This window comes from Mycolicibacterium elephantis DSM 44368 (genome assembly GCF_004014805.1).
GTDB lineage: Bacteria > Actinomycetota > Actinomycetes > Mycobacteriales > Mycobacteriaceae > Mycobacterium > Mycobacterium elephantis.
This window is the reverse complement of record NZ_ATDN01000001.1, coordinates 142,466-162,219: the sequence shown is the minus strand read 5'-3', so window position 1 is coordinate 162,219 and position 19,754 is coordinate 142,466. Positions and strand designations below refer to the sequence as shown.

Annotated in this window: 19 protein-coding genes; 12 read left to right on the top strand and 7 right to left on the bottom strand. The window is 68.5% G+C overall.

Features of this window, described 5'->3' with window-relative positions; genetic code table 11:
• Positions 1 to 16 precede the first annotated feature (16 nt).
• Positions 17 to 865 (top strand): tRNA (adenine-N1)-methyltransferase, encoded by an 849-nt coding sequence (locus MELE44368_RS00715; RefSeq protein WP_128106707.1) that lies wholly within the window; start codon positions 17 to 19, stop codon positions 863 to 865.
• A gap of 78 nt (positions 866 to 943) precedes the next feature.
• On the opposite strand, the gene MELE44368_RS00710 is transcribed toward MELE44368_RS00715, so the two are convergent.
• The 3 genes from MELE44368_RS00710 to MELE44368_RS00700 are packed head-to-tail and all read right to left on the bottom strand — an operon-like array spanning position 944 to position 2,292.
• The gene (locus MELE44368_RS00710) at positions 944 to 1,240 is read right to left on the bottom strand and encodes a DUF503 domain-containing protein (RefSeq protein WP_128106706.1); all 297 of its coding nucleotides are present in this window, start codon (positions 1,238 to 1,240) and stop codon (positions 944 to 946) included.
• Between the two features lie 3 nt (positions 1,241 to 1,243).
• Entirely contained in the window at positions 1,244 to 1,789 is a 546-nt protein-coding gene (locus tag MELE44368_RS00705) for a lipoprotein LppK (protein ID WP_206613637.1), read from the bottom strand.
• 8 nt (positions 1,790 to 1,797) lie between these two features.
• Entirely contained in the window at positions 1,798 to 2,292 is a 495-nt protein-coding gene (locus MELE44368_RS00700) for an MTB12 family secreted protein (protein ID WP_128106705.1), read from the bottom strand.
• 146 nt (positions 2,293 to 2,438) lie between these two features.
• Here MELE44368_RS00700 and arc point away from each other — a divergent pair, with 146 nt between their 5' ends.
• Positions 2,439 to 4,274: a proteasome ATPase gene (gene arc / locus MELE44368_RS00695; RefSeq protein WP_128106704.1), complete on the top strand. Its 1,836-nt coding sequence runs from the start codon at positions 2,439 to 2,441 to the stop codon at positions 4,272 to 4,274.
• 23 nt (positions 4,275 to 4,297) lie between these two features.
• On the opposite strand, the gene MELE44368_RS00690 is transcribed toward arc, so the two are convergent.
• Positions 4,298 to 4,921 carry a hypothetical protein gene (locus MELE44368_RS00690; protein WP_128106703.1) on the bottom strand — a complete coding sequence of 208 codons (624 nt, stop codon included), beginning with the start codon at positions 4,919 to 4,921 and terminating at the stop codon, positions 4,298 to 4,300.
• Between the two features lie 104 nt (positions 4,922 to 5,025).
• Entirely contained in the window at positions 5,026 to 6,195 is a 1,170-nt protein-coding gene (locus MELE44368_RS00685) for a hypothetical protein (protein WP_128106702.1), read from the bottom strand.
• A gap of 40 nt (positions 6,196 to 6,235) precedes the next feature.
• Between MELE44368_RS00685 and dop the strand changes: the two genes are divergently transcribed.
• The 4 genes from dop to prcA all read left to right on the top strand — a co-directional run bounded on the left by dop (position 6,236) and on the right by prcA (position 9,668).
• Positions 6,236 to 7,744, top strand: coding sequence for a pup deamidase/depupylase (gene dop, locus MELE44368_RS00680; RefSeq protein ID WP_164889992.1), 1,509 nt, complete (start codon positions 6,236 to 6,238; stop codon positions 7,742 to 7,744).
• A gap of 102 nt (positions 7,745 to 7,846) precedes the next feature.
• Positions 7,847 to 8,041 carry a ubiquitin-like protein Pup gene (locus MELE44368_RS00675; protein WP_003887572.1) on the top strand — a complete coding sequence of 65 codons (195 nt, stop codon included), beginning with the start codon at positions 7,847 to 7,849 and terminating at the stop codon, positions 8,039 to 8,041.
• On the top strand, positions 8,038 to 8,943 hold the full coding sequence (gene prcB / locus MELE44368_RS00670) for a proteasome subunit beta (RefSeq protein ID WP_206613636.1): 906 nt from the start codon (positions 8,038 to 8,040) through the stop codon (positions 8,941 to 8,943). The genes MELE44368_RS00675 and prcB overlap by 4 nt, the downstream gene beginning before the upstream one ends.
• Positions 8,940 to 9,668, top strand: a complete 729-nt coding sequence (prcA, locus tag MELE44368_RS00665) for a proteasome subunit alpha (RefSeq protein WP_128106700.1) — start codon at positions 8,940 to 8,942, stop codon at positions 9,666 to 9,668. Before prcB ends, prcA begins: the two co-directional genes overlap by 4 nt.
• On the opposite strand, the gene MELE44368_RS00660 is transcribed toward prcA, so the two are convergent.
• Both MELE44368_RS00660 and MELE44368_RS00655 read right to left on the bottom strand, forming a co-directional pair.
• Positions 9,665 to 10,558: an alpha/beta fold hydrolase gene (locus MELE44368_RS00660; RefSeq protein WP_128106699.1), complete on the bottom strand. Its 894-nt coding sequence runs from the start codon at positions 10,556 to 10,558 to the stop codon at positions 9,665 to 9,667. The genes prcA and MELE44368_RS00660 overlap by 4 nt on opposite strands.
• Before the next feature lie 105 nt (positions 10,559 to 10,663).
• A complete protein-coding gene (locus MELE44368_RS00655) occupies positions 10,664 to 12,223 on the bottom strand; it encodes an adenylate/guanylate cyclase domain-containing protein (RefSeq protein WP_128106698.1) in 1,560 nt (519 codons plus the stop codon).
• Positions 12,224 to 12,313: 90 nt separating this feature from the next.
• Between MELE44368_RS00655 and pafA the strand changes: the two genes are divergently transcribed.
• Genes pafA through MELE44368_RS00625 form a run of 6 tightly spaced genes read left to right on the top strand, consistent with a single transcriptional unit; the run spans position 12,314 to position 19,712 of the window.
• The gene (pafA, locus tag MELE44368_RS00650; RefSeq protein WP_109747108.1) at positions 12,314 to 13,672 is read left to right on the top strand and encodes a Pup--protein ligase; all 1,359 of its coding nucleotides are present in this window, start codon (positions 12,314 to 12,316) and stop codon (positions 13,670 to 13,672) included.
• Between the two features lie 29 nt (positions 13,673 to 13,701).
• Positions 13,702 to 14,706, top strand: a complete 1,005-nt coding sequence (locus tag MELE44368_RS00645; protein WP_206613635.1) for a helix-turn-helix transcriptional regulator — start codon at positions 13,702 to 13,704, stop codon at positions 14,704 to 14,706.
• Positions 14,703 to 15,680 (top strand): helix-turn-helix transcriptional regulator, encoded by a 978-nt coding sequence (locus tag MELE44368_RS00640; RefSeq protein ID WP_128106697.1) that lies wholly within the window; start codon positions 14,703 to 14,705, stop codon positions 15,678 to 15,680. Before MELE44368_RS00645 ends, MELE44368_RS00640 begins: the two co-directional genes overlap by 4 nt.
• 29 nt (positions 15,681 to 15,709) lie before the next feature.
• The gene (tatA, locus tag MELE44368_RS00635) at positions 15,710 to 15,964 is read left to right on the top strand and encodes a Sec-independent protein translocase subunit TatA (protein ID WP_128106993.1); all 255 of its coding nucleotides are present in this window, start codon (positions 15,710 to 15,712) and stop codon (positions 15,962 to 15,964) included.
• Positions 15,965 to 16,015: 51 nt separating this feature from the next.
• The gene (gene tatC / locus MELE44368_RS00630; RefSeq protein ID WP_128106696.1) at positions 16,016 to 16,978 is read left to right on the top strand and encodes a twin-arginine translocase subunit TatC; all 963 of its coding nucleotides are present in this window, start codon (positions 16,016 to 16,018) and stop codon (positions 16,976 to 16,978) included.
• Positions 16,962 to 19,712 (top strand): DEAD/DEAH box helicase, encoded by a 2,751-nt coding sequence (locus tag MELE44368_RS00625; protein WP_128106695.1) that lies wholly within the window; start codon positions 16,962 to 16,964, stop codon positions 19,710 to 19,712. Before tatC ends, MELE44368_RS00625 begins: the two co-directional genes overlap by 17 nt.
• Positions 19,713 to 19,754 lie beyond the last annotated feature (42 nt).

The window sequence follows — 19,754 nt, the reverse complement described above, 5'->3', positions numbered from 1 at the left end:
GGCACGCTGAAAGGCTGTGGCAGGGAATTCGCGGACCGGTCCGTTCGCCGTGGGCGATCGCGTTCAGCTCACCGACGCGAAGGGCAGGCACTACACGATGGTGCTCACGCCCGGCGGTGAGTTTCACACCCATCGCGGCGTCATCTCGCTCGACGGCGTGATCGGGCTTCCCGAGGGCAGCGTCGTGAAGTCGACCAGCGGCGACCAGTTCCTGGTGATGCGCCCGCTTCTGGTCGACTACGTGATGTCGATGCCGCGCGGCGCGCAGGTGGTCTACCCGAAGGACGCCGCCCAGATCGTGCATGAGGGCGACATCTTCCCGGGCGCCAGGGTGTTGGAGGCCGGCGCGGGATCCGGCGCGCTGACGTGCTCGCTGCTGCGCGCCGTCGGACGCGAGGGCCGGGTCACGTCATACGAGGTGCGCGAGGACCACGCCGAGCACGCGGCTCGCAACGTCGCCACCTTCTTCGGCGAGCGGCCGGACAACTGGGAGTTGGTGATCGGCGACCTCGCCGACTACGCGGGCCCCGAGGTCGACCGCGTCGTCCTGGACATGCTGGCCCCGTGGGAGGTGCTGGAGGCGGTCGCGAGCGCGTTGGTGCCGGGCGGTGTGCTGATGATCTACGTCGCGACGGTGACCCAGCTGTCGCGCGCGGTGGAGGCGCTGCGCGAGCAGCAGTGCTGGACCGAGCCCAGGGCCTGGGAGAGCATGCAGCGCGGATGGCACGTCGTCGGGCTCGCGGTGCGCCCGCAGCACACGATGCGAGGACACACGGCGTTTCTCATCAGTGCGCGCAGACTGGCGCCCGGCGCGGTGGCGCCGATGCCGGCGCGGCGCAAACGTCAACTCGGCAGCGGCATCTAGCTCGATCGCCCCGAGACCGACGCAATGGTCGAAATCGGCCCGCGCGAAACGACCAAAGCGTCGGACTCGGCGCGCGGACTAAGCGTCGGTGCTGCGCAGCAGACCCCGCTGCGCCGACAGCAGCTCCATCTCGGGGCGGGCGGCCACCATCCGCTCGGCGGCGTCGAGCACGTCGACCACGTGCTTGCGGTCCGCGGACACCACCGCGATGCCGATGTTGGCGCGTCGATACAGGTCCTGGGCGCCGGTCTCGGCCGCCGACACGGCGAACCGGCGTTGCAGTTCGGCGATGACGGGCCGGATCACCGACCGCTTCTGCTTCAGCGACCGCACGTCGCCGAGCATGAGGTCGAACTGCAGCCAGCCGATCCACATCGGTCAGCGCGTGGGTGTCGGGGACGGGTCCTTGTCCGCATACAGCAGCACGTCGGCAGTCTGTCGGGTCAGCTGCCAGCTGTCTTGGGCGGGGCTGAACTCCATCGGAAAGGCGAACTCGCCGGCTTGCGGGTCGGCGGGCCTGATGACGATGCGCGCGATGATGCCACCGGGCTCACCCTGCGACCAGTGCATGTCGTGCGCCTCCACGGTCAGCGGGACGAAGCCGCCGTCGGCCAGTGCGCGGGCGAACTTGTCCAGCGCGGCAGCGTCGTCGGGGGTGGCGTGCTGCACCAGGGTGAGCTTCTCGGTGCCGGGCACGGCCGCATCGGCCAACCGGTAGATCACGTCGGTCAGCGCGGTGTCGGGCGGAAGCGGGGCCGCGGCTGGGGCGGGCTCGGACGGCGGCACCGTCGGAGGTTTGGTGATGGGCGGCAGCGTCTCGCTGACCGCGGGAGGGGGCGGCTCGTCCGAGCCACACGCGCCCAGCCCGAGCGCCGCCGCGATCGCGACGGCGCTCAGGACGAGGAAGTGCGTGGTGCGGCGCACCGGACGGATCAGCCGGCTGCCGACAGCAGGGCCAGGGCCGACGACTTCGAGATCTGCCAGCCGGTCGGACTCGGACCCGCGACGAAGAGGACGTTCTGGGTGGCCACCGAGCCGTTGGCGGCCGTGGCGGTGACGTTCGCGGTCGCCGACCCGCCGTTCTGCTCAATTCCGGAGAGGGTGAAGGACAGCGGGAATACGCCGCGCTCCGCGGCGTTGTTGAACGCACGGTCCGCGGTGATGGCCTCGATGCGCCCGATGCCGCCCTGAATGTAGGCCTCCTTGGCGCCACGGAAGGAGCCTCCACCGGCCAGCGCGTTGAGCGTCGTCAGCAGCGGGCCCTCGAGCTCCGGGGCCGGCGCCTGCGGCATGGGGGTGTCCCATACCACCGGTTGCACGGTCGGCGCGGCAGAATTCACATTGGATGCAACGGAAGCCACACCCGCCGCCGCACCGCCCACGACAGCAGCCGCTGCCACGCCGGTAACGAGGGTTTTCAGGGTCACGATTGTCCTTTCGATCGGCCCAACTGAGCAGAGAGGTTAACAAGTAGTGGTGGTGTGTCGAATTGCTACACCGCACACGATGCGTGAATCGCCGGTAGCGTTGATGTTGTTACTGCACCAACTTCCGGTGCGGGAAGGGGCGCAACATGAGTGAATCCGAGCGTTCCGAACCCTACCCAGAGGGTTTCGGCAGCCGCGAATCAGGCATGTCCAGCGAAGATGCCGCTGAGCTCGAGGAGCTGCGCCGGGAGGCCGCGCTTCTGCGGGAGCAGTTGGAGAACTCGGTGGGCTCGCAGAGCGGGCTGCGCAGCGCGCGTGATGTGCATCAGCTCGAGGCGCGCATCGATTCGCTTGCGGCTCGAAACGCCAAGTTGATGGAAACTCTCAAAGAGGCTCGCCAGCAGCTGCTCGCCTTGCGCGAGGAGGTCGACCGCCTCGGCCAGCCGCCGAGCGGTTACGGCGTGCTGCTCGGAGTGCAGGACGACGACACCGTCGACGTGTTCACCTCCGGCCGCAAGATGCGCCTGACGTGCTCGCCGAACATTGACGCCAAGACGCTCAAGCAGGGCCAGACCGTCCGGCTGAACGAAGCGCTGACGGTCGTGGAGGCCGGCAACTTCGAGGCGGTCGGTGAGATCAGCACGCTGCGTGAGATTCTCGCCGACGGTCATCGCGCACTCGTCGTGGGTCACGCCGACGAGGAGCGCATCGTCTGGCTGGCCGAGCCACTGGTCTCGGCCGGGGACCTGCCCGATGACGACGGCGCACCTGACGACGGCCGGCCCCGCAGGCTGCGGCCGGGCGACTCGCTGCTCGTCGACACCAAGGCCGGATACGCCTTCGAGCGGATTCCCAAGGCCGAGGTCGAGGACCTGGTGCTCGAGGAGGTGCCCGACGTCAGCTACAACGACATCGGCGGGCTGGGCCGCCAGATCGAGCAGATCCGCGACGCGGTCGAGCTGCCGTTCCTGCACAAGGAGCTGTACCGGGAGTACTCGCTGCGTCCACCCAAGGGCGTGCTGCTCTACGGTCCGCCCGGCTGCGGTAAGACGCTGATCGCCAAGGCGGTGGCCAACTCGCTGGCCAAGAAGATGGCCGAGGTGCGCGGCGACGACGCCCGGGAGGCCAAGAGCTACTTCCTCAACATCAAGGGCCCGGAGCTGCTGAACAAGTTCGTCGGCGAGACCGAGCGCCACATCCGGCTGATCTTCCAGCGGGCGCGCGAGAAGGCGTCCGAGGGCACCCCGGTGATCGTGTTCTTCGACGAGATGGACTCGATCTTCCGCACCCGCGGCACGGGCGTGAGCTCGGACGTGGAGACCACGGTCGTGCCCCAGCTGCTCAGCGAGATCGACGGCGTCGAGGGGCTGGAGAACGTCATCGTCATCGGCGCCTCAAACCGCGAGGACATGATCGACCCGGCGATCCTGCGGCCCGGCCGCCTGGACGTCAAGATCAAGATCGAGCGGCCGGACGCCGAAGCGGCGCAGGACATCTTCAGCAAGTACCTGACCGAGGACCTGCCGGTGCACGCCGACGACCTCGCCGAGTTCAACGGCGACCGGTCGCTGACCATCAAGGCGATGATCGAGAAGGTCGTCGACCGGATGTACGCCGAGATCGACGACAACCGGTTCCTCGAGGTGACCTACGCCAACGGCGACAAAGAGGTCATGTACTTCAAGGACTTCAACTCCGGCGCGATGATCCAGAACGTCGTCGACCGGGCCAAGAAGTACGCGATCAAGTCGGTGCTGGAGACCGGTCAGCCCGGTCTTCGGATCCAGCATCTGCTGGATTCGATCGTCGACGAGTTCGCCGAGAACGAGGACCTGCCCAACACCACCAATCCCGATGACTGGGCACGGATCTCGGGCAAGAAGGGCGAGCGGATCGTCTACATCCGCACGCTGGTCACCGGCAAGACGTCGTCGGCCAGCCGGGCGATCGACACCGAGAGCAACCTGGGCCAGTACCTGTAGCCCACGCTCGCGCCGTGGGTCGATCAGGTCTGCAGGGAGTAGCTGTTGGCCAGGTCGTCCTGCGTCACACAGGCGTCCTCGGTCGCGGTGTCGACCACCAACGGCGACGTCGGCACCCGCGACCGATAGGTCCAGCCCGCAGGCAGCGACAGCCGGGCGGCCAGCCCGGGCAGGTCGGCCAGCGACAGCGACGGATCCACCGTCTGGCTCCAGGTCTGCATCACCCAGGTGCGGCCGTCGGGGTCGACGAGTTCGTAGATCTCGCGGCCGGCGTCGAAGGTGAACACCGCTTTGCGGTCCACCCGGTTGACGTGGTACGGCGCCGGGTTCATCGACGCCATCTGCACGGTCGCCTGGCGGATCATCTCGATGCCGCCGAAGGTCTTGCGTTCCAGTGCTTCTCGGCCGCGTTTGCCGATGCTGCTCATCAGCCAGTATCGGGGCCCGTTGAGCAGCGCGGCGACCGCGCCGTTGTCCGCCGCGATGGCCTGCGCGTCGAGCTTCTCCCACAGCTCGGCGGGACAGTCGTTGAGCGGAAAGGTGTTGTAGACAGTGGCTTCCGGACCGTTCGGTCCGTTGCGCACCAGCAGGACCTCGCCGTAGCGCTTCCCGAAGACGTCGGTCGTCGTTGTGATGTCGTCGGACATACCCGCGAACGTAGCGGTGCTGCCGCGACGAGCGTGCGCGAAATCGTGAAAGTACCCGGCGTGTCGCACTCAGACCCGCACGCTCGCCTGCCCGGCTCAGGGGTTCAGCGCGCCGCGACGTAGGCCCGGTAGCGGTTGCGCGCCACCAACGTCAGCCGCAGACCCTCGGTCAGCGGGTCGAGGAACTGCGTCCGGTAGTCACTGTCGCCGACCGACCTGGCGCTGACGTACATGAACGTCAACGCGCCCAAGAACATGGTGACGTGGATCAGCGCCTGCGGCACGGGGATCGTCATGCCGAGAAGTGTTCCGTCGCTTGACCCGTGCTGCGTCCAGGCGGCCAACACGTCGGGGGAGAGCACGATCAGCCCCAGCACAAGGAAGATCAGCGCCGTGACGACGGCGACGACGAAGATGTGCGCGAGTTGGGAGGCCACCAACACGAACATCACGTTGGCCTGCTCGGGCCTGCGCAGCGGGAGGGTGTCGGGCGGATCCGGCATCGCCTCGAAAGGTGTTGCGTCCAAGTGTGCTTCACGGCCGTCGAGCAGGCCCTGGGTTTCCATCAGCGGGCGGAACCTGTCGCCGGTCACCGAGACCAGGAAGGTCGCGGCGATCAACCCGAGGAACACCAGCACCAGCCACATCCGCTCCCGCGAGATCTTGGCCGCCATCAACCACACCGGCGAGTTGAAGAACACCAGAATCGTCAGCAGCAGCACCGGTAGGGCCCGGATCACCAGCGAACCCGCAGCGGCCAGGTGCGACAACGTCATCCGCGCCGTCCAGCTCATGATCGAACCGGTGCCGGATGCGGTGGCCGCCAGGGTGACCGCGACGACGATCGCCATGAAGATCAAGTCCCCGATCACCCGCGGGCCGGGGCCGCCGACGACGCCGCCCGCGACGGCGACGGCCAGCGACACCGTCGCGGCCACGGTGCGTCCTGACACCGTGCGGATGCGTGACACCAGCCAGCCGACCAACGCCGCGGCAGGCAGCACCAGGATCACCAGCGCCAGCACGAACCATTCGGTGCGGGTCGGCTGCCCGTCGATGTCGATGGTGTGCTTGCCGGTGACCGATACCACGAGTGCGGAATTGACCATGAACACCGCGAACGCCGCCAGCGCAGGCGCCGAACGCGGCCAGACCCGCCGGACCAGGGCGCCCGGCCGCAGCACGGCGGGCAGTCCGTGGTCGAGGAACCACGCATCGGCGGCGCGTCGGAGCGCGACCTCGTCGGCCTTTTTGGCCTGGCGATTGGACGGCACGGTGGCAGGCTACTGCGCGGCGTCGCCTACGCTGGGCGACATGCAACGGATTATCGGCACTGAGGTCGAGTACGGCATCTCGTCGCCGTCCGATCCGACCGCGAATCCGATTCTGACGTCGACGCAGGCGGTGCTGGCCTATGCGGCCGCCGCCGGGATCCAGCGGGCCAAGCGCACCCGCTGGGACTACGAGGTGGAATCGCCGCTGCGCGACGCCCGCGGATTCGATCTGAGCCGCTCGGCGGGGCCGCCGCCGATCGTGGACGCCGACGAGGTCGGCGCCGCCAACATGATCCTCACCAACGGCGCGCGGCTGTACGTCGACCATGCCCACCCGGAGTATTCGGCGCCGGAGACCACCGACCCGCTCGACGCGGTGATCTGGGACAAGGCCGGTGAGCGGGTGATGGAGGCCGCCGCGCGGCACGTCGCCAGCGTGCCGGGGGCCGTCAAACTGCAGCTCTACAAGAACAACGTGGACGGCAAGGGCGCCTCCTACGGCTCGCACGAGAACTACCTGATGTCGCGCCAGACGCCGTTCTCCGCGGTGATCGCCGGCCTGACACCGTTCCTGGTGTCGCGCCAGGTGATCACCGGTTCGGGACGGGTCGGCATCGGGCCCTCCGGTGACGAGCCGGGCTTCCAGCTCTCACAGCGCGCCGACTACATCGAGGTCGAGGTCGGCCTGGAGACCACGCTCAAACGCGGCATCATCAACACCCGCGACGAGCCGCACGCCGACGCCGACAAGTACCGCCGGTTGCACGTGATCATCGGCGACGCCAACCTGTCGGAGACGTCGACCTACCTCAAGCTCGGCACCACCGCGCTGGTGCTCGACCTCATCGAAGAGGGCCCACAATTCGGAGCTGACCTCACCGATTTGGCGCTGGCGCGGCCGGTGCACGCGGTGCATGTGCTCAGCCGCGACCCGTCGCTGCGCGCCACCGTGGCGCTCGCCGACGGCCGCGAATTGACCGGACTTGCGCTGCAACGCATTTACCTCGACCGGGTGGCCAAGCTGGTGGACAGCCGCGATCCCGACCCGCGCGCCAACGACATCGTCGAGACGTGGGCGCACGTGCTGGATCTGCTGGAGCGCGACCCGATGGAGTGCGCGGAGATCCTCGACTGGCCCGCCAAGCTGCGGCTGCTGGAGGGCTTCCGGCAGCGGGAGAACCTGGCCTGGTCGGCGCCGCGGCTGCACCTCGTCGACCTGCAGTACTCCGATGTGCGCCTCGACAAGGGCCTCTACAACCGGCTGGTGGCGCGCGGATCGATGAAACGGCTGGTCACCGAGCAGCAGGTGCTTGACGCCGTCGACAACCCGCCCACCGACACCCGCGCGTACTTCCGTGGTGAGTGCCTGCGGCGGTTCGGGGCCGACATCGCGGCCGCCAGCTGGGACTCGGTCATCTTCGACCTGGGCGGCGATTCACTCGTCCGGATCCCCACGCTCGAGCCGCTGCGCGGCAGCAAAGCGCACGTCGGCGCCCTGCTCGACTCGGTGGACAGCGCCGTCGAACTGGTTGAACAGCTCACGACCTGATCACACTAAGCCCGGCATTTCGCGTGCCGACCGGTACTGTGGAGGCACGGCGGGCAGCAGTAGGCCCGCCCGCGACGGCTATAGACATAGCAGGAGGCAGCGATGGCTCAGGAGCAGACCAAGCGTGGCGGTGGTGGCGGCGAGGACGACGACCTCACCGGCAGCACGGCCGCCGGGCAGGAGCGTCGCGAGAAGCTGGCGGAGGAAACCGACGATCTGCTCGACGAGATCGACGACGTTCTGGAGGAGAACGCCGAGGACTTCGTGCGCGCGTACGTCCAGAAAGGTGGACAGTGAGCTGGCCCGACCGCGAAAAGCCGGCCACGCCCACCCCCTTTTTTCATTCCATCCCGGTAGCCCCCTCTGTATCCATGGACCTGTCGTCCTTCTCTGACCTGTTGCGCCGTCAGGCGCCGGAGCTCCTACCCGTGAACACCCAGGTCGCCGCCACCGACGCGGTGCCGCACGGCACCACGATCGTCGCGCTGAAGTACCCCGGCGGCGTGGTGATGGCCGGCGACCGCCGCTCCACCCAGGGCAACGTGATCGCGGGCCGCGACGTGCAGAAGGTGTACATCACCGACGACTACACCGCGACCGGTATCGCGGGTACCGCGGCGATCGCTGTCGAGTTCGCCCGGCTCTACGCGGTCGAACTCGAGCACTACGAAAAGCTCGAAGGCGTGCCGTTGACGTTCGCCGGGAAGGTCAACCGGCTGTCCACGATGGTGCGCGGCAACCTCGGCGCAGCCCTGCAGGGCTTCGTGGCGCTGCCGCTGCTGGCCGGATACGACCTCGACGACCCCAACCCCCAGGCGGCCGGGCGCATCGTGTCGTTCGACGCCGCGGGCGGCTGGAACTACGAGGAAGAGGGCTACCAGTCGGTGGGATCGGGCTCGATCTTCGCCAAGTCGTCGATGAAGAAGCTGTACTCCCAAGTCCGCGACGGCGATTCGGCGCTGCGGGTGGCCGTCGAGGCGCTCTACGACGCCGCCGACGACGACTCGGCGACCGGCGGGCCGGATCTGGTGCGCGGGATCTATCCGACGGCGGTGATCATCAGCGCAGACGGCGCCGAGGAGGTGCCCGAACAACGGATCGCCGAGATCGCGCGCCAAGTCATCGAAAACCGTTCGCGCACCGACACCTTCGGTCCGGATGCCACCCACCGGTCGACCGACGCGCGGGGAGACACGTGAGCTTTCCATACTTCATCTCGCCCGAGCAGGCGATGCGCGAGCGTTCGGAGCTCGCACGTAAGGGAATTGCCAAGGGCCGCAGCGTGGTGGTGCTGGCCTATGCCGACGGGGTGTTGTTCGTCGCCGAGAACCCCTCGCGTTCACTGCAGAAGGTCAGTGAACTCTATGACCGGGTCGGGTTCGCCGCGGTCGGCCGCTTCAACGAGTTCGACAACCTGCGGCGTGGCGGTATCCAGTTCGCCGACACCCGCGGTTATGCGTATGCCCGCCGCGATGTCACCGGCCGCCAGCTGGCCAACGTGTACGCGCAGACGCTCGGCACGATCTTCACCGAGCAGGCCAAGCCGTACGAGGTCGAGCTGTGCGTCGCCGAGGTCGCACACTACGGCGAGTCCAAACCGCCTGAGCTGTACCGCATCACCTACGACGGGTCGATCGCCGACGAGCCGCACTTCGTGGTGATGGGTGGCACCACCGATCCGATCACCACGGCGCTCAACGAGTCCTATCGGGAGAACGCCAGCCTGGCCGACGCGGTGAAGATCGCGGTCGATGCGCTGAAGAAGGTCGACACCAACGGGGAACCGCGGAACCTCGGGCCTGCGACGCTGGAAGTGGCGATCCTGGACGTCAACCGGCCGCGGCGGGCCTTCCGCCGGATCACCGGCTCGGCGCTCGACGGGCTGCTGCCCGAAGACCCTGAAGATCAGGCCGGCAGCTCCTAGGGCGCCGTCGGCTCCGCGTCGGGCGCAGCGCGGATGAGGATCAACTCGGCGAACTGCCGCGGGCACTCCAGCGGGGTGAAATGCCCGGAGTCGAACGCGAAATTGACCTGTACGTCGGTGAAGTAGTGCTCGAGCCGATCGGACCATTCCCGCGGAAACAGCGGATCGTGCTGGGGCCACAACACTTCGGCGGGCACGCGAATCTTGATGGCCCGCTCCGGCGGTAGCTCGGTGAGCGCCTGAGCGATCATCCCGGCGCCCGCGCGGTACCACGCGATCGACGCGGCGAACGCGCCGGGCAGCGCGTAGTCGCCCACCAGCCGCTCCAATTCCTCCTCCGGCAGGGTGAAGTTCGGGCCCGACCAGTGAACCCAGAAGTGGCGCAGGTAGTCCCGCACCGCGTCGGGATTGCCGTCGATCAGTTGCGCGGCAACCGGTAGCTGGTGGAAGGCCTGGTACCAGAACTCGCTCTGGGCGTGCGCGCTGAGCACCCGGTCCCCGGCGCCGGGCAGCGGCGGCGACAGCACCAGCGCCGCGACGAGGTCGGGCTGCATCCGGGCCACGCTCTGCGCGACGCGGCTGCCGACGTCGTATCCGGCGAGCACCACCGGCGGCAGGTCGAGTTCCCGGATCAGCCCGATGATGCTGCTGGCCTGCGCGGTCGCGCTGTAGAAATGCCGCACCGCGACGGCGTGTTTGTCAGACCCGCCGAAACCGCGCAGATCGGGCACGATGACGTCGGCGGCGTCGGCCAGCAGCGGTACGACGTGGCGGTAGTCGTGCCGGTTGCCGGGCCAGCCGTGCAGCAGCACCACCGGCGGCGCGCCGGGGGTGCCGAACCGGTCGAAGGCCAGCCGGAACCCGTCCACCGGGGCGCTGCGCGACCACATCGGCCCATTTTCGCCGGGTTTGTAGCGCGAACAGACGCAAAAGGGGTTTTTCTCGACATCGCGACACGCTTCTGCGTCTGCTCGCCGGTGATCTTCAGGCCCGGATCACGACGCTCTTGCGCCGGCCCGCCGGCGTGCCTGACCGCGGGCGAACCCGCGGAGTACCCACGGCGTTCGTCTGGCGAACACGGCCACGGCGCGGTCTGACCGGCGCATCACGGATCGAGGGCCCGGCGTGGGCGTGGCGATCAGATTGGCTTCGGCCGACCCCGCTTGCGCACCGTGGCGAGCGACCGCCAGGAGTTGCCAGATACCCGGCACACCACGCAATTCGACGCTGCCGCGGTCCTCAAACCCGGTCCCCGAGCCCACGACGAGGTCACGGACAGTGCTGGAGACCAGAATGTCGCCGGCGCCGGCCCGGGCGAGTATCCGCGCGGCGATATGCACCGCTATCCCGCCGATGTCGCCGTCGAGCAGCTCGCATTCGCCGGTGTGGACACCGATGCGAATCCGGATGCCGAGGCTCTCGGCCTCTGCTTGCAGGGTCTCGGCGCAGCGGATGGCCTGGGTCGGGCCGTCGAACGTGATGAGGTGTCCGTCGCCGGTGCTTTTCACCACGGTGCCGCCGTAGCGTCCCGTGAGTTCGGTGGTGATCTCGCCGAAGCGGTGCAGCAGCGTGCGCCACCGCTCGTCGCCGGTCGCCGCGGCATGCTCCGTCGACGCGACGATGTCGGTGAACAGCACGGTGCGCAGCGCGCGATGTGCCTGTGACGGCGCGGCATGGCTGCCGGTGAGGAACTCCTCGATCTCGGCGGTTATCCGGTCGGGGTCGGAGATCCACGGCGCGTGGTCCCGGCTGTCGACTTCCAGCATCCGCGCGCCGGGAATGTGGTCGGCCAGATACCGGCCGCCCTGCACGGGAACGAAGTCGTGCCGTGCGTGAATGACGAGCGTGGGCGCGGTGATGGCCGGCAAGATCGGTCGCACATCCATCCGGCACACCGCTTCCAGCGTCGCCCGCGCCATCCCGGGGCTGGCGCTCATCCGCTCGAGCATCGCGAGCTGACGCATCGAGGCGTTGGTCGATGGCACCAGAACGCTGAGTGCCGTACCGGTGCCCCATTGTGAGCGGGTGGCGCGGGCGAATTCCAGCCAGTGGGCGATCTGTTCCGTCGTCGGCGTGTAGTCCTCACCCAGTTCGCGCAACATCCGCGGCCGCATCTCGGCCGGGTCGCGGTCGACGTCCTCCCACCCGTTGAAGAAGCCGGTGAATGAACTCGTGCCGACAAGGATCAACGCCTGCGTGCGTTCGGGTCGGGTCGCGGCGAACACCAGAGCGGCCGGGCCGCCCTCGCTGACACCGAAGAGGACCGCCTTTCTGAAGCCGACGGCATCCATGACGGCCTCGATTTCGGCCGCTCGGTCATCCAGAGTGCGAACTCGCGGCACGGGATCGGACAGGCCGACCCCGGCCTTGTCGAACATGACGATGCGGCAGAACGTTCCCAGCCGGTTCATGAAGGACTCGAACTCGGGCATGGTCCAGAACAACTCGACATGGCTGACGAACGACCCCGCGTAGACGACGTCGACCGGGCCGTCGCCGAATACCTGATACGCGAGGCTGAGATCGCCGCAGGCGGCGTAAGACGTCTCCGCCATGGCAGAACGATACCGGCGTGCGGCGTTCCGACTCACTGTTTCCGCGCGGCGGCCCGCCTTTGCCCGCGGACAACCAGTAGTCTCGATGACGTGCAGCGACGAATTATGGGCATCGAGACAGAATTCGGTGTCACCTGCACGTTCCACGGCCATCGTCGACTCAGTCCCGATGAAGTTGCCCGCTACCTGTTCCGGCGCGTGGTGTCGTGGGGCCGCAGTTCCAACGTTTTCCTCCGCAACGGCGCGCGGCTGTACCTCGATGTGGGCAGCCACCCCGAATACGCCACCGCCGAATGCGACAGCCTCACCCAGCTCGTCACCCACGACCGGGCCGGCGAGCGGGTGCTCGAAGACCTGCTGATCGACGCCGAGCAGCGCCTGGCCGACGAGGGCATCGGCGGCGACATCTACCTGTTCAAGAACAACACCGACTCGGCGGGCAACTCCTACGGCTGCCACGAGAACTACCTGATCGTGCGTGCAGGGGAGTTCTCCCGGATCTCCGACGTGCTGCTGCCGTTCCTGGTCACCCGCCAGTTGATCTGCGGCGCGGGCAAGGTGTTGCAGACGCCGAAGGCCGCGACGTTCTGCTTGAGCCAACGCGCCGAGCACATCTGGGAGGGCGTCTCCAGCGCCACCACCCGAAGCCGGCCGATCATCAACACCCGCGACGAACCGCACGCCGACGCCGAGAAGTACCGACGGCTGCACGTCATCGTCGGCGACTCCAACATGTGCGAGGCCACCACGATGCTCAAGGTGGGTACCGCGTCGCTGGTGCTGGAGATGATCGAGGCGGGCATCGCGTTCCGCGACTTCTCGCTGGACAACCCGATCCGCGCCATCCGCGAGGTCAGCCACGACCTCACCGGGCGGCGCCCGGTGCGGCTGGCGGGCGGCAGGCAGGCCAGCGCGCTGGACATCCAGCGCGAGTACTACGCGCGCGCGGTCGAGTACCTGCAGAACCGCGAACCCGACACCCAGATCCAGCAGGTGGTCGACCTGTGGGGACGCCAACTCGACGCGGTCGAGAGCCAGGACTTCGCGAAGGTCGACACCGAGATCGACTGGGTGATCAAGCGCAAGCTGTTCCAGCGCTATCAGGACCGCTACAACATGGAGCTGTCCGACCCGAAGATCAGCCAGCTCGACCTGGCCTACCACGACATCAAACGCGGTCGCGGCGTGTTCGATCTGCTGCAGCGCAAGGGGCTGGCGGCCCGGATCACCACCGACGAGGAGATCGAAGCCGCGGTCAACACCCCGCCGCAGACCACCCGCGCCAAGCTGCGCGGTGAGTTCATCGCCGCGGCGCAGGAAGCCGGGCGCGATTTCACCGTCGACTGGGTGCACCTCAAGCTCAACGACCAGGCGCAGCGCACGGTGTTGTGCAAGGACCCGTTCCGCTCGGTCGACGAACGGGTCAAGCGCCTGATCGCCAGCATGTGACTAGGCCGTGTCCCAGTAAGCTGATCCCAGTGGCGATCTCCAAAGTCGAACGGTTGATGAACCTCGTCATCGCGCTGCTGTCCACCAACACCTTCATCACCGCCGAGCGCATCCGCGAGACCGTCTACGGCTACTCCGAACACGCCAGCGACGAGGCGTTCTCGCGGATGTTCGAGCGCGACAAGAACGAGCTGCGCGACCTCGGCATCCCGCTGGAGACCGGCCGGGTGTCGCAGTTCGACCCGACCGAGGGCTACCGCATCAACCGCGAGGCCTACGCGCTGACCCCCGTCGAGCTGACCGCCGACGAGGCCGCGGCCGTGGCGGTGGCCACCCAGCTGTGGGAATCACCCGAGCTCATCACCGCCACCCAGGGCGCGCTGCTCAAACTGCGTGCCGCGGGTGTCGACATCGACGCCGTCGACGCCGGCGTCTCGATCACCTCCACGGGGGCGCTGCCCGGCCTGCGCGGCTCCGAGGACGTGCTCGGAATGCTGCTGTCCGCCATCGACTCCGGCCAAGCGGTGCAGTTCCCGCACCGGTCGTCGCGCAGCGAGCCCTACACCACCCGCACCGTCGAGCCGTGGGGCGTGCTCACCACCAAGGGCCGCTGGTATCTGGTGGGCCATGACCGCGACCGCAACGCGACGCGCACGTTCCGGCTGTCCCGCATCGGCGCCGAGGTGACGCCGATCGGGCCGGTCGGGGCGGTGAAGCGGCCGGAGGGAGTGAACCTGCGCGAGATCGTCGACCGCGCCGTCGGGGAGTGGCCGAGCAGCGGCCAGGCGCGGGTGTGGGTCGCCGACGGCCGGGCCACGGCGCTGCGCAGGCGGGCGACGGTCATCGGCCCGCGCGAGCTCGACGGCCGCGCCGGCGAGGAGATCAGCGTGGACATCGGCATGCTCGACCGGCTGGCCCGCGAAGTCGCCAGCTACGGACCCGACGCGGTGGCACTCGAGCCCGAGGCGCTGCGCGACGACGTGCTGGCCCGGCTGCGCGCGCAGGCCGAGCCGGTGCCCGAGGTGCGGGCATGAGCGCCGTCTCCTCGCGGCTGGTGCGGCTGCTCAACATGGTGCCGTACTTCCAGGCCAACCCGAAGATCACCTACGCCGAGGCGGCGGCCGACCTGGGGGTCAGCGTCAAACAACTGCGCGACGACATCAACCAGCTGTGGATGTGCGGGCTGCCCGGCTACGGGCCAGGTGACCTCATCGACTTCGAATTCTCCGGCGACACAATCGAAGTCACGTTCTCGGCAGGTATGGACCATCCGCTGCGGCTGACCTCGCCGGAGGCGACGGGCGTGCTGGTGGCACTGCGGGCGCTGGCAGATGTGCCCGGCATCCTCGACCCGGAGGCCGCGCGCAGCGCGATCGCCAAGATCGAATCGGCCGCAGGCGCGTTGGGGCAGGGCACCGGCGCGACGGTGGCCGCGGTCGACGAGCGCGCCCCGATCGAAAGCGAGGCCGCCGCCGCGGTTCGCCAAGCGGTGCGCGACGGCCGTGCCGTGACCCTCGAGTACTACTCGGCGTCGCACGACATGCTGTCCAGCCGCACCGTCGACCCGATCCGGGTCGTGCTGGTCGGCGATCACAGCTATCTGGAGGCGTGGTGCCGGTCGGCCGAAGGGGTGCGGCTGTTCCGGTTCGACCGCATCGTCGACGCGCACGTGCTCGACGAACCGTCGTCGCCGCCGCCGCCCGCCGTGCAGGACGAACCCGACACGTCGCTGTTCGACGCCGACCCGTCGCTTCCCTCAGCGACGCTGCTGATCGCCCCGTCGGCGGCCTGGATGTTCGACTACTACCCGCTGCGCGAGATCCGCGAGCTGCCCGACGGCGCCGTCGAGGCCGCGATGACCTACGCCTCCGAGGACTGGATGGCGCGGTTCGTGCTCGGCTTCGGCCCGGCCGTGCGGGTGCTCGAACCGCAGACCCTGGCGCGTCAGGTCCGGGAAACGGCCGCCGCGGCGCTGCGCGCCTACGAGGCCGGCGCGGGAGAGCGGTAGACTGGCCGAGACGTCTGGAGGTGACCAAATTGGGCGGTCTACAACCCTGGCACTGGGTAATCGTCATCGCTGTGTTCGTGCTGCTCTTCGGTGCCAAGAAGCTCCCGGACGCGGCGCGTTCGCTTGGTAAGTCGATGCGAATCTTCAAGTCGGAGATCAAGGAGATGCAGTCGGACTCCAAGCAGGACGACACCCCGACGCAACAGGCCACGCCGATCGCCTCGGAACGCGTCGACGACTCGACGCAGGCCCCCGAGCAGCCCTCGGACAAACGTCCAGCCTGACCGACACCCACGACGCCGACCGCGGCATGATGCCGCGTCGATAGGCCTGCCGTGCAGCCCCCAGCGATACTCAAGAAACTCGATCCTCGTCAGCGCCGTTCCCGGGTCAACCCGGACGGCACCATGTCGCTGGTCGAGCATCTGCAAGAACTGCGCAACCGGCTGCTGATCTCGGTTGCGGCGATCGTGTTGACCACGATCGTCGGGTTCCTCTGGTACAGCCACGGGGTTTTCGGACTGCCCAGCCTCGGCGAATGGCTGCGTGGCCCCTACTGCGAGCTGCCCGCGTCGTCGCGCGCCGACATCACTGTCGACGACAGCTGCCGCCTGCTCGCGACGTCGCCGTTCGACCAGTTCATGCTGCGCCTGAAGGTGGCGCTGGCCGCGGGCATCGTGCTGGCCTGCCCGGTATGGCTGCATCAGCTGTGGGCGTTCATCACCCCGGGCCTGTACCGCAGGGAACGCCGGTTCGCCGTCGCGTTCGTCACCGTCGGCGCTGTGCTGTTCGTCGCGGGCGCGGTGCTCGCCTACGTGGTGCTGTCCACCGCCCTCGGCTTCCTGCTGACGGTCGGCAGCGACGTGCAGGTGACCGCGTTGTCGGGCGACCAGTACTTCGGGTTCCTGATCAACCTGCTGCTGGTGTTCGGGTTCAGCTTCGAGTTCCCGCTGCTGATCATCATGCTCAACATGGTCGGCGTCCTGACCTACCAGCGGCTGGCGGCGTGGCGGCGCGGGCTGATCTTCGCGCTGTTCGTGTTCGCCGCGATCTTCACCCCGGGCTCCGACCCGTTCTCGATGCTGGCCCTGGCGCTGGCGTTGACGGCGCTGCTCGAGATCGCGATCCAGATCGCCCGGGTCCACGACAAACGCAAGGCCCGCCGCGCAGCGCTGGACGAGGTACCCGAAGACCAGGCGGCGCCGATCGGCAGCCCCGAACCGGTAGCGGAACCGATCGAACCGCCGACCGCTGTGCCGACGTCGACGCGGCCCGTGGTCGATGACGATGCAACGTAGCGGGCAACTGGCCGCGTTCACCGAACAGCTGCCGTTTGCGCTCGACGACTTTCAGCGAACCGCCTGCCAGGCCCTGGAGAACGGACACGGCGTGCTGGTGTGCGCACCGACCGGCGCGGGCAAGACCGTGGTGGGGGAGTTCGCGGTGCACCTGGCGCTGGAAGCGGGCGGAAAGTGCTTCTACACCACACCGATCAAGGCGTTGAGCAACCAGAAGCACAGCGACCTGGTGCGCCGTTACGGCCCGGAGAAGATCGGGTTGCTCACCGGCGACCAGTCCATCAACGGCGACGCCGACATCGTCGTGATGACCACCGAAGTGTTGCGCAACATGCTCTACGCGAACTCTCCTGCGCTACACGGGCTTTCCTACGTCGTGATGGACGAGGTGCACTTCCTGGCCGACCGGATGCGCGGGGCGGTGTGGGAAGAGGTGATCCTGCACCTGCCCGACGAAGTGCTGCTGGTGAGCCTGTCGGCGACGGTGAGCAACGCCGAGGAGTTCGGCGGCTGGATGCAGGAGGTGCGCGGGGACACCACCGTCGTGGTCGACGAACACCGCCCGGTCCCGCTGTCGCAGCACGTGCTGGTGGGCAAGCGGCTGTTCGACCTGTTCGACCCCCGCGCCGCCAAAGCGGCGAAATCCAAGCGTGAGCTGTTGGTCAATCCGGATCTGTTGCGTCACCTCGCCCATCGGCGCGAAGCCGACCGGCTGGCCGACTGGCAACCCCGCGGCCGGGGCCGTCGCGGCCGGCCCACCATGTACCGCCCGCCGACGCGGCCCGATGTGATCGCCACGCTGGACCGCGAAGGACTGCTGCCCGCGATCACGTTCATCTTCTCGCGCGCCGGGTGCGACGCCGCGGTCAAGCAGTGCCTGCGCTCGCCGTTACGGCTCACCACCGACGAGGAGCGGGACGCGATCGCCGAGGTGGTCGAGCGACGCTGCGGCGACCTGCCCGAAGCGGACCTGATCGTGCTGGACTATCACGAATGGCGAGAGGGGCTGCTGCGCGGGCTGGCCGCCCACCACGCGGGGATGCTGCCGGTGTTCCGGCACACCGTGGAGGAACTGTTCTCCGCCGGTTTGGTGAAAGCCGTATTCGCCACGGAGACACTGGCTTTGGGCATCAACATGCCCGCGCGCACGGTGGTGCTGGAGCGGTTGGTGAAGTTCGACGGCGAGCAGCATGTGCCGTTGACGCCGGGGGAGTACACCCAGTTGACGGGTCGTGCGGGGCGCCGCGGCATCGACGTGGAGGGGCACGCGGTGGTGCTGTGGCATCCGGATGTGGAGCCCGCCGAGGTCGCCGGGCTGGCCTCAACCCGCACCTTCCCGCTGCGCAGTTCGTTCGCGCCGTCCTACAACATGACGATCAACCTGGTGCAGCAGATGAACCCGGCGCAGGCGCACAAGCTGCTGGAGAGTTCGTTCGCGCAGTACCAGGCCGACCGCTCGGTGGTGGGTCTGCGGCGCGGTATCGAGCGGGGCGAGCGGATGCTCCACGAGATCGCCGCCGAACTCGACGGCGCCCACGACGCGCCCATTCTCGACTATGTGCGGCTGCGTCAGGAGATCTCGGCGCGGGAGAAGGCGCAGTCGCGGGCGTCGCGGCTGCAGCGCCGCCGCGCCACCAACGACGCGCTGTACGCGCTGCGACGCGGGGACATCATCGACATCAGCCACGGCCGTCGCAGCGGCCTGGCGGTGGTGCTCGAACCGGCGCGCGACGAGGATGATCCCCGCCCGCTGGTGCTCACCGAACACCGGTGGGCGGGCCGGATCTCGTCGGCCGACTACACGGGCGCCTCGGAGCCGCTTGGGAAGATGTCGCTGCCCAAACGCGTCGAACACCGCAACCCGCGGGCCCGGCGCGACCTGGCGTCGGCGCTGCGGACCGCCGCAGCCGGGTTGGACGTGCCGTCGGCGAAGGGCAGACGCAGCGGGCCGCCGAAGGAACGTGACGTCGACCCCGAACTGGCGGCCCTGCGGGAGCGACTACGCAACCATCCCGCCCACCGGCTGCCCGACCGGGAGGAGAAGGCCCGGCTGGCCGAGCGGTACCTGCGCATCGAGCGCGACAACGAGCAGATCCGGCAGAAGGTGGCCGCCGCGACCAATTCGCTGGCGCGCACCTTCGACCGGATCGTGGTGTTGCTCACCGAGCGTGGCTACATCGTCGGCCCGAAGGAGGATCCGAAGGTCACCGACGACGGCCGCCTGCTGGCCCGGATCTACAGCGAAAGCGACCTGCTGGTGGCCGAGGCGCTGCGCACCGGCGCCTGGGAGGGACTGGAGCCCGCTGAGCTGGCGGCGGTGCTTTCGGCGGTGCTCTACGAGTCGCGCGGTGACACGCCCGGTTCCTCCGAGGCGGTCGAGGTGCCCACCGGCCGGCTGCGCCGCGCGCTGAATCAGACCAGGTGGTTGTGGTCGGAGCTGCGCGCCGACGAGCAGCGCCACCGCATCGCGCAGAGCCGCGAACCCGACAACGGCTTCGTCCCAGCGATCTACCGCTGGGCCACCACGGGCGACCTGACCAGCGCGCTCGTCGCCAGCGATGCCACCGGCTCGGGTTCTCCGCTTTCAGCGGGCGATTTCGTGCGCTGGTGCCGTCAAGTGCTCGACCTGCTCGACCAGGTGCGCAACGCCGCCCCCAGCCCCGCGGTGCGCGCAGCGGCGAAACGCGCAATCAGCGACATTCGACGCGGCGTCGTGGCAGTTGAAGCGCGGTAGTGTGTGCGCAGACAGACGGGAACCAAACCGCGGCGCGGCCGC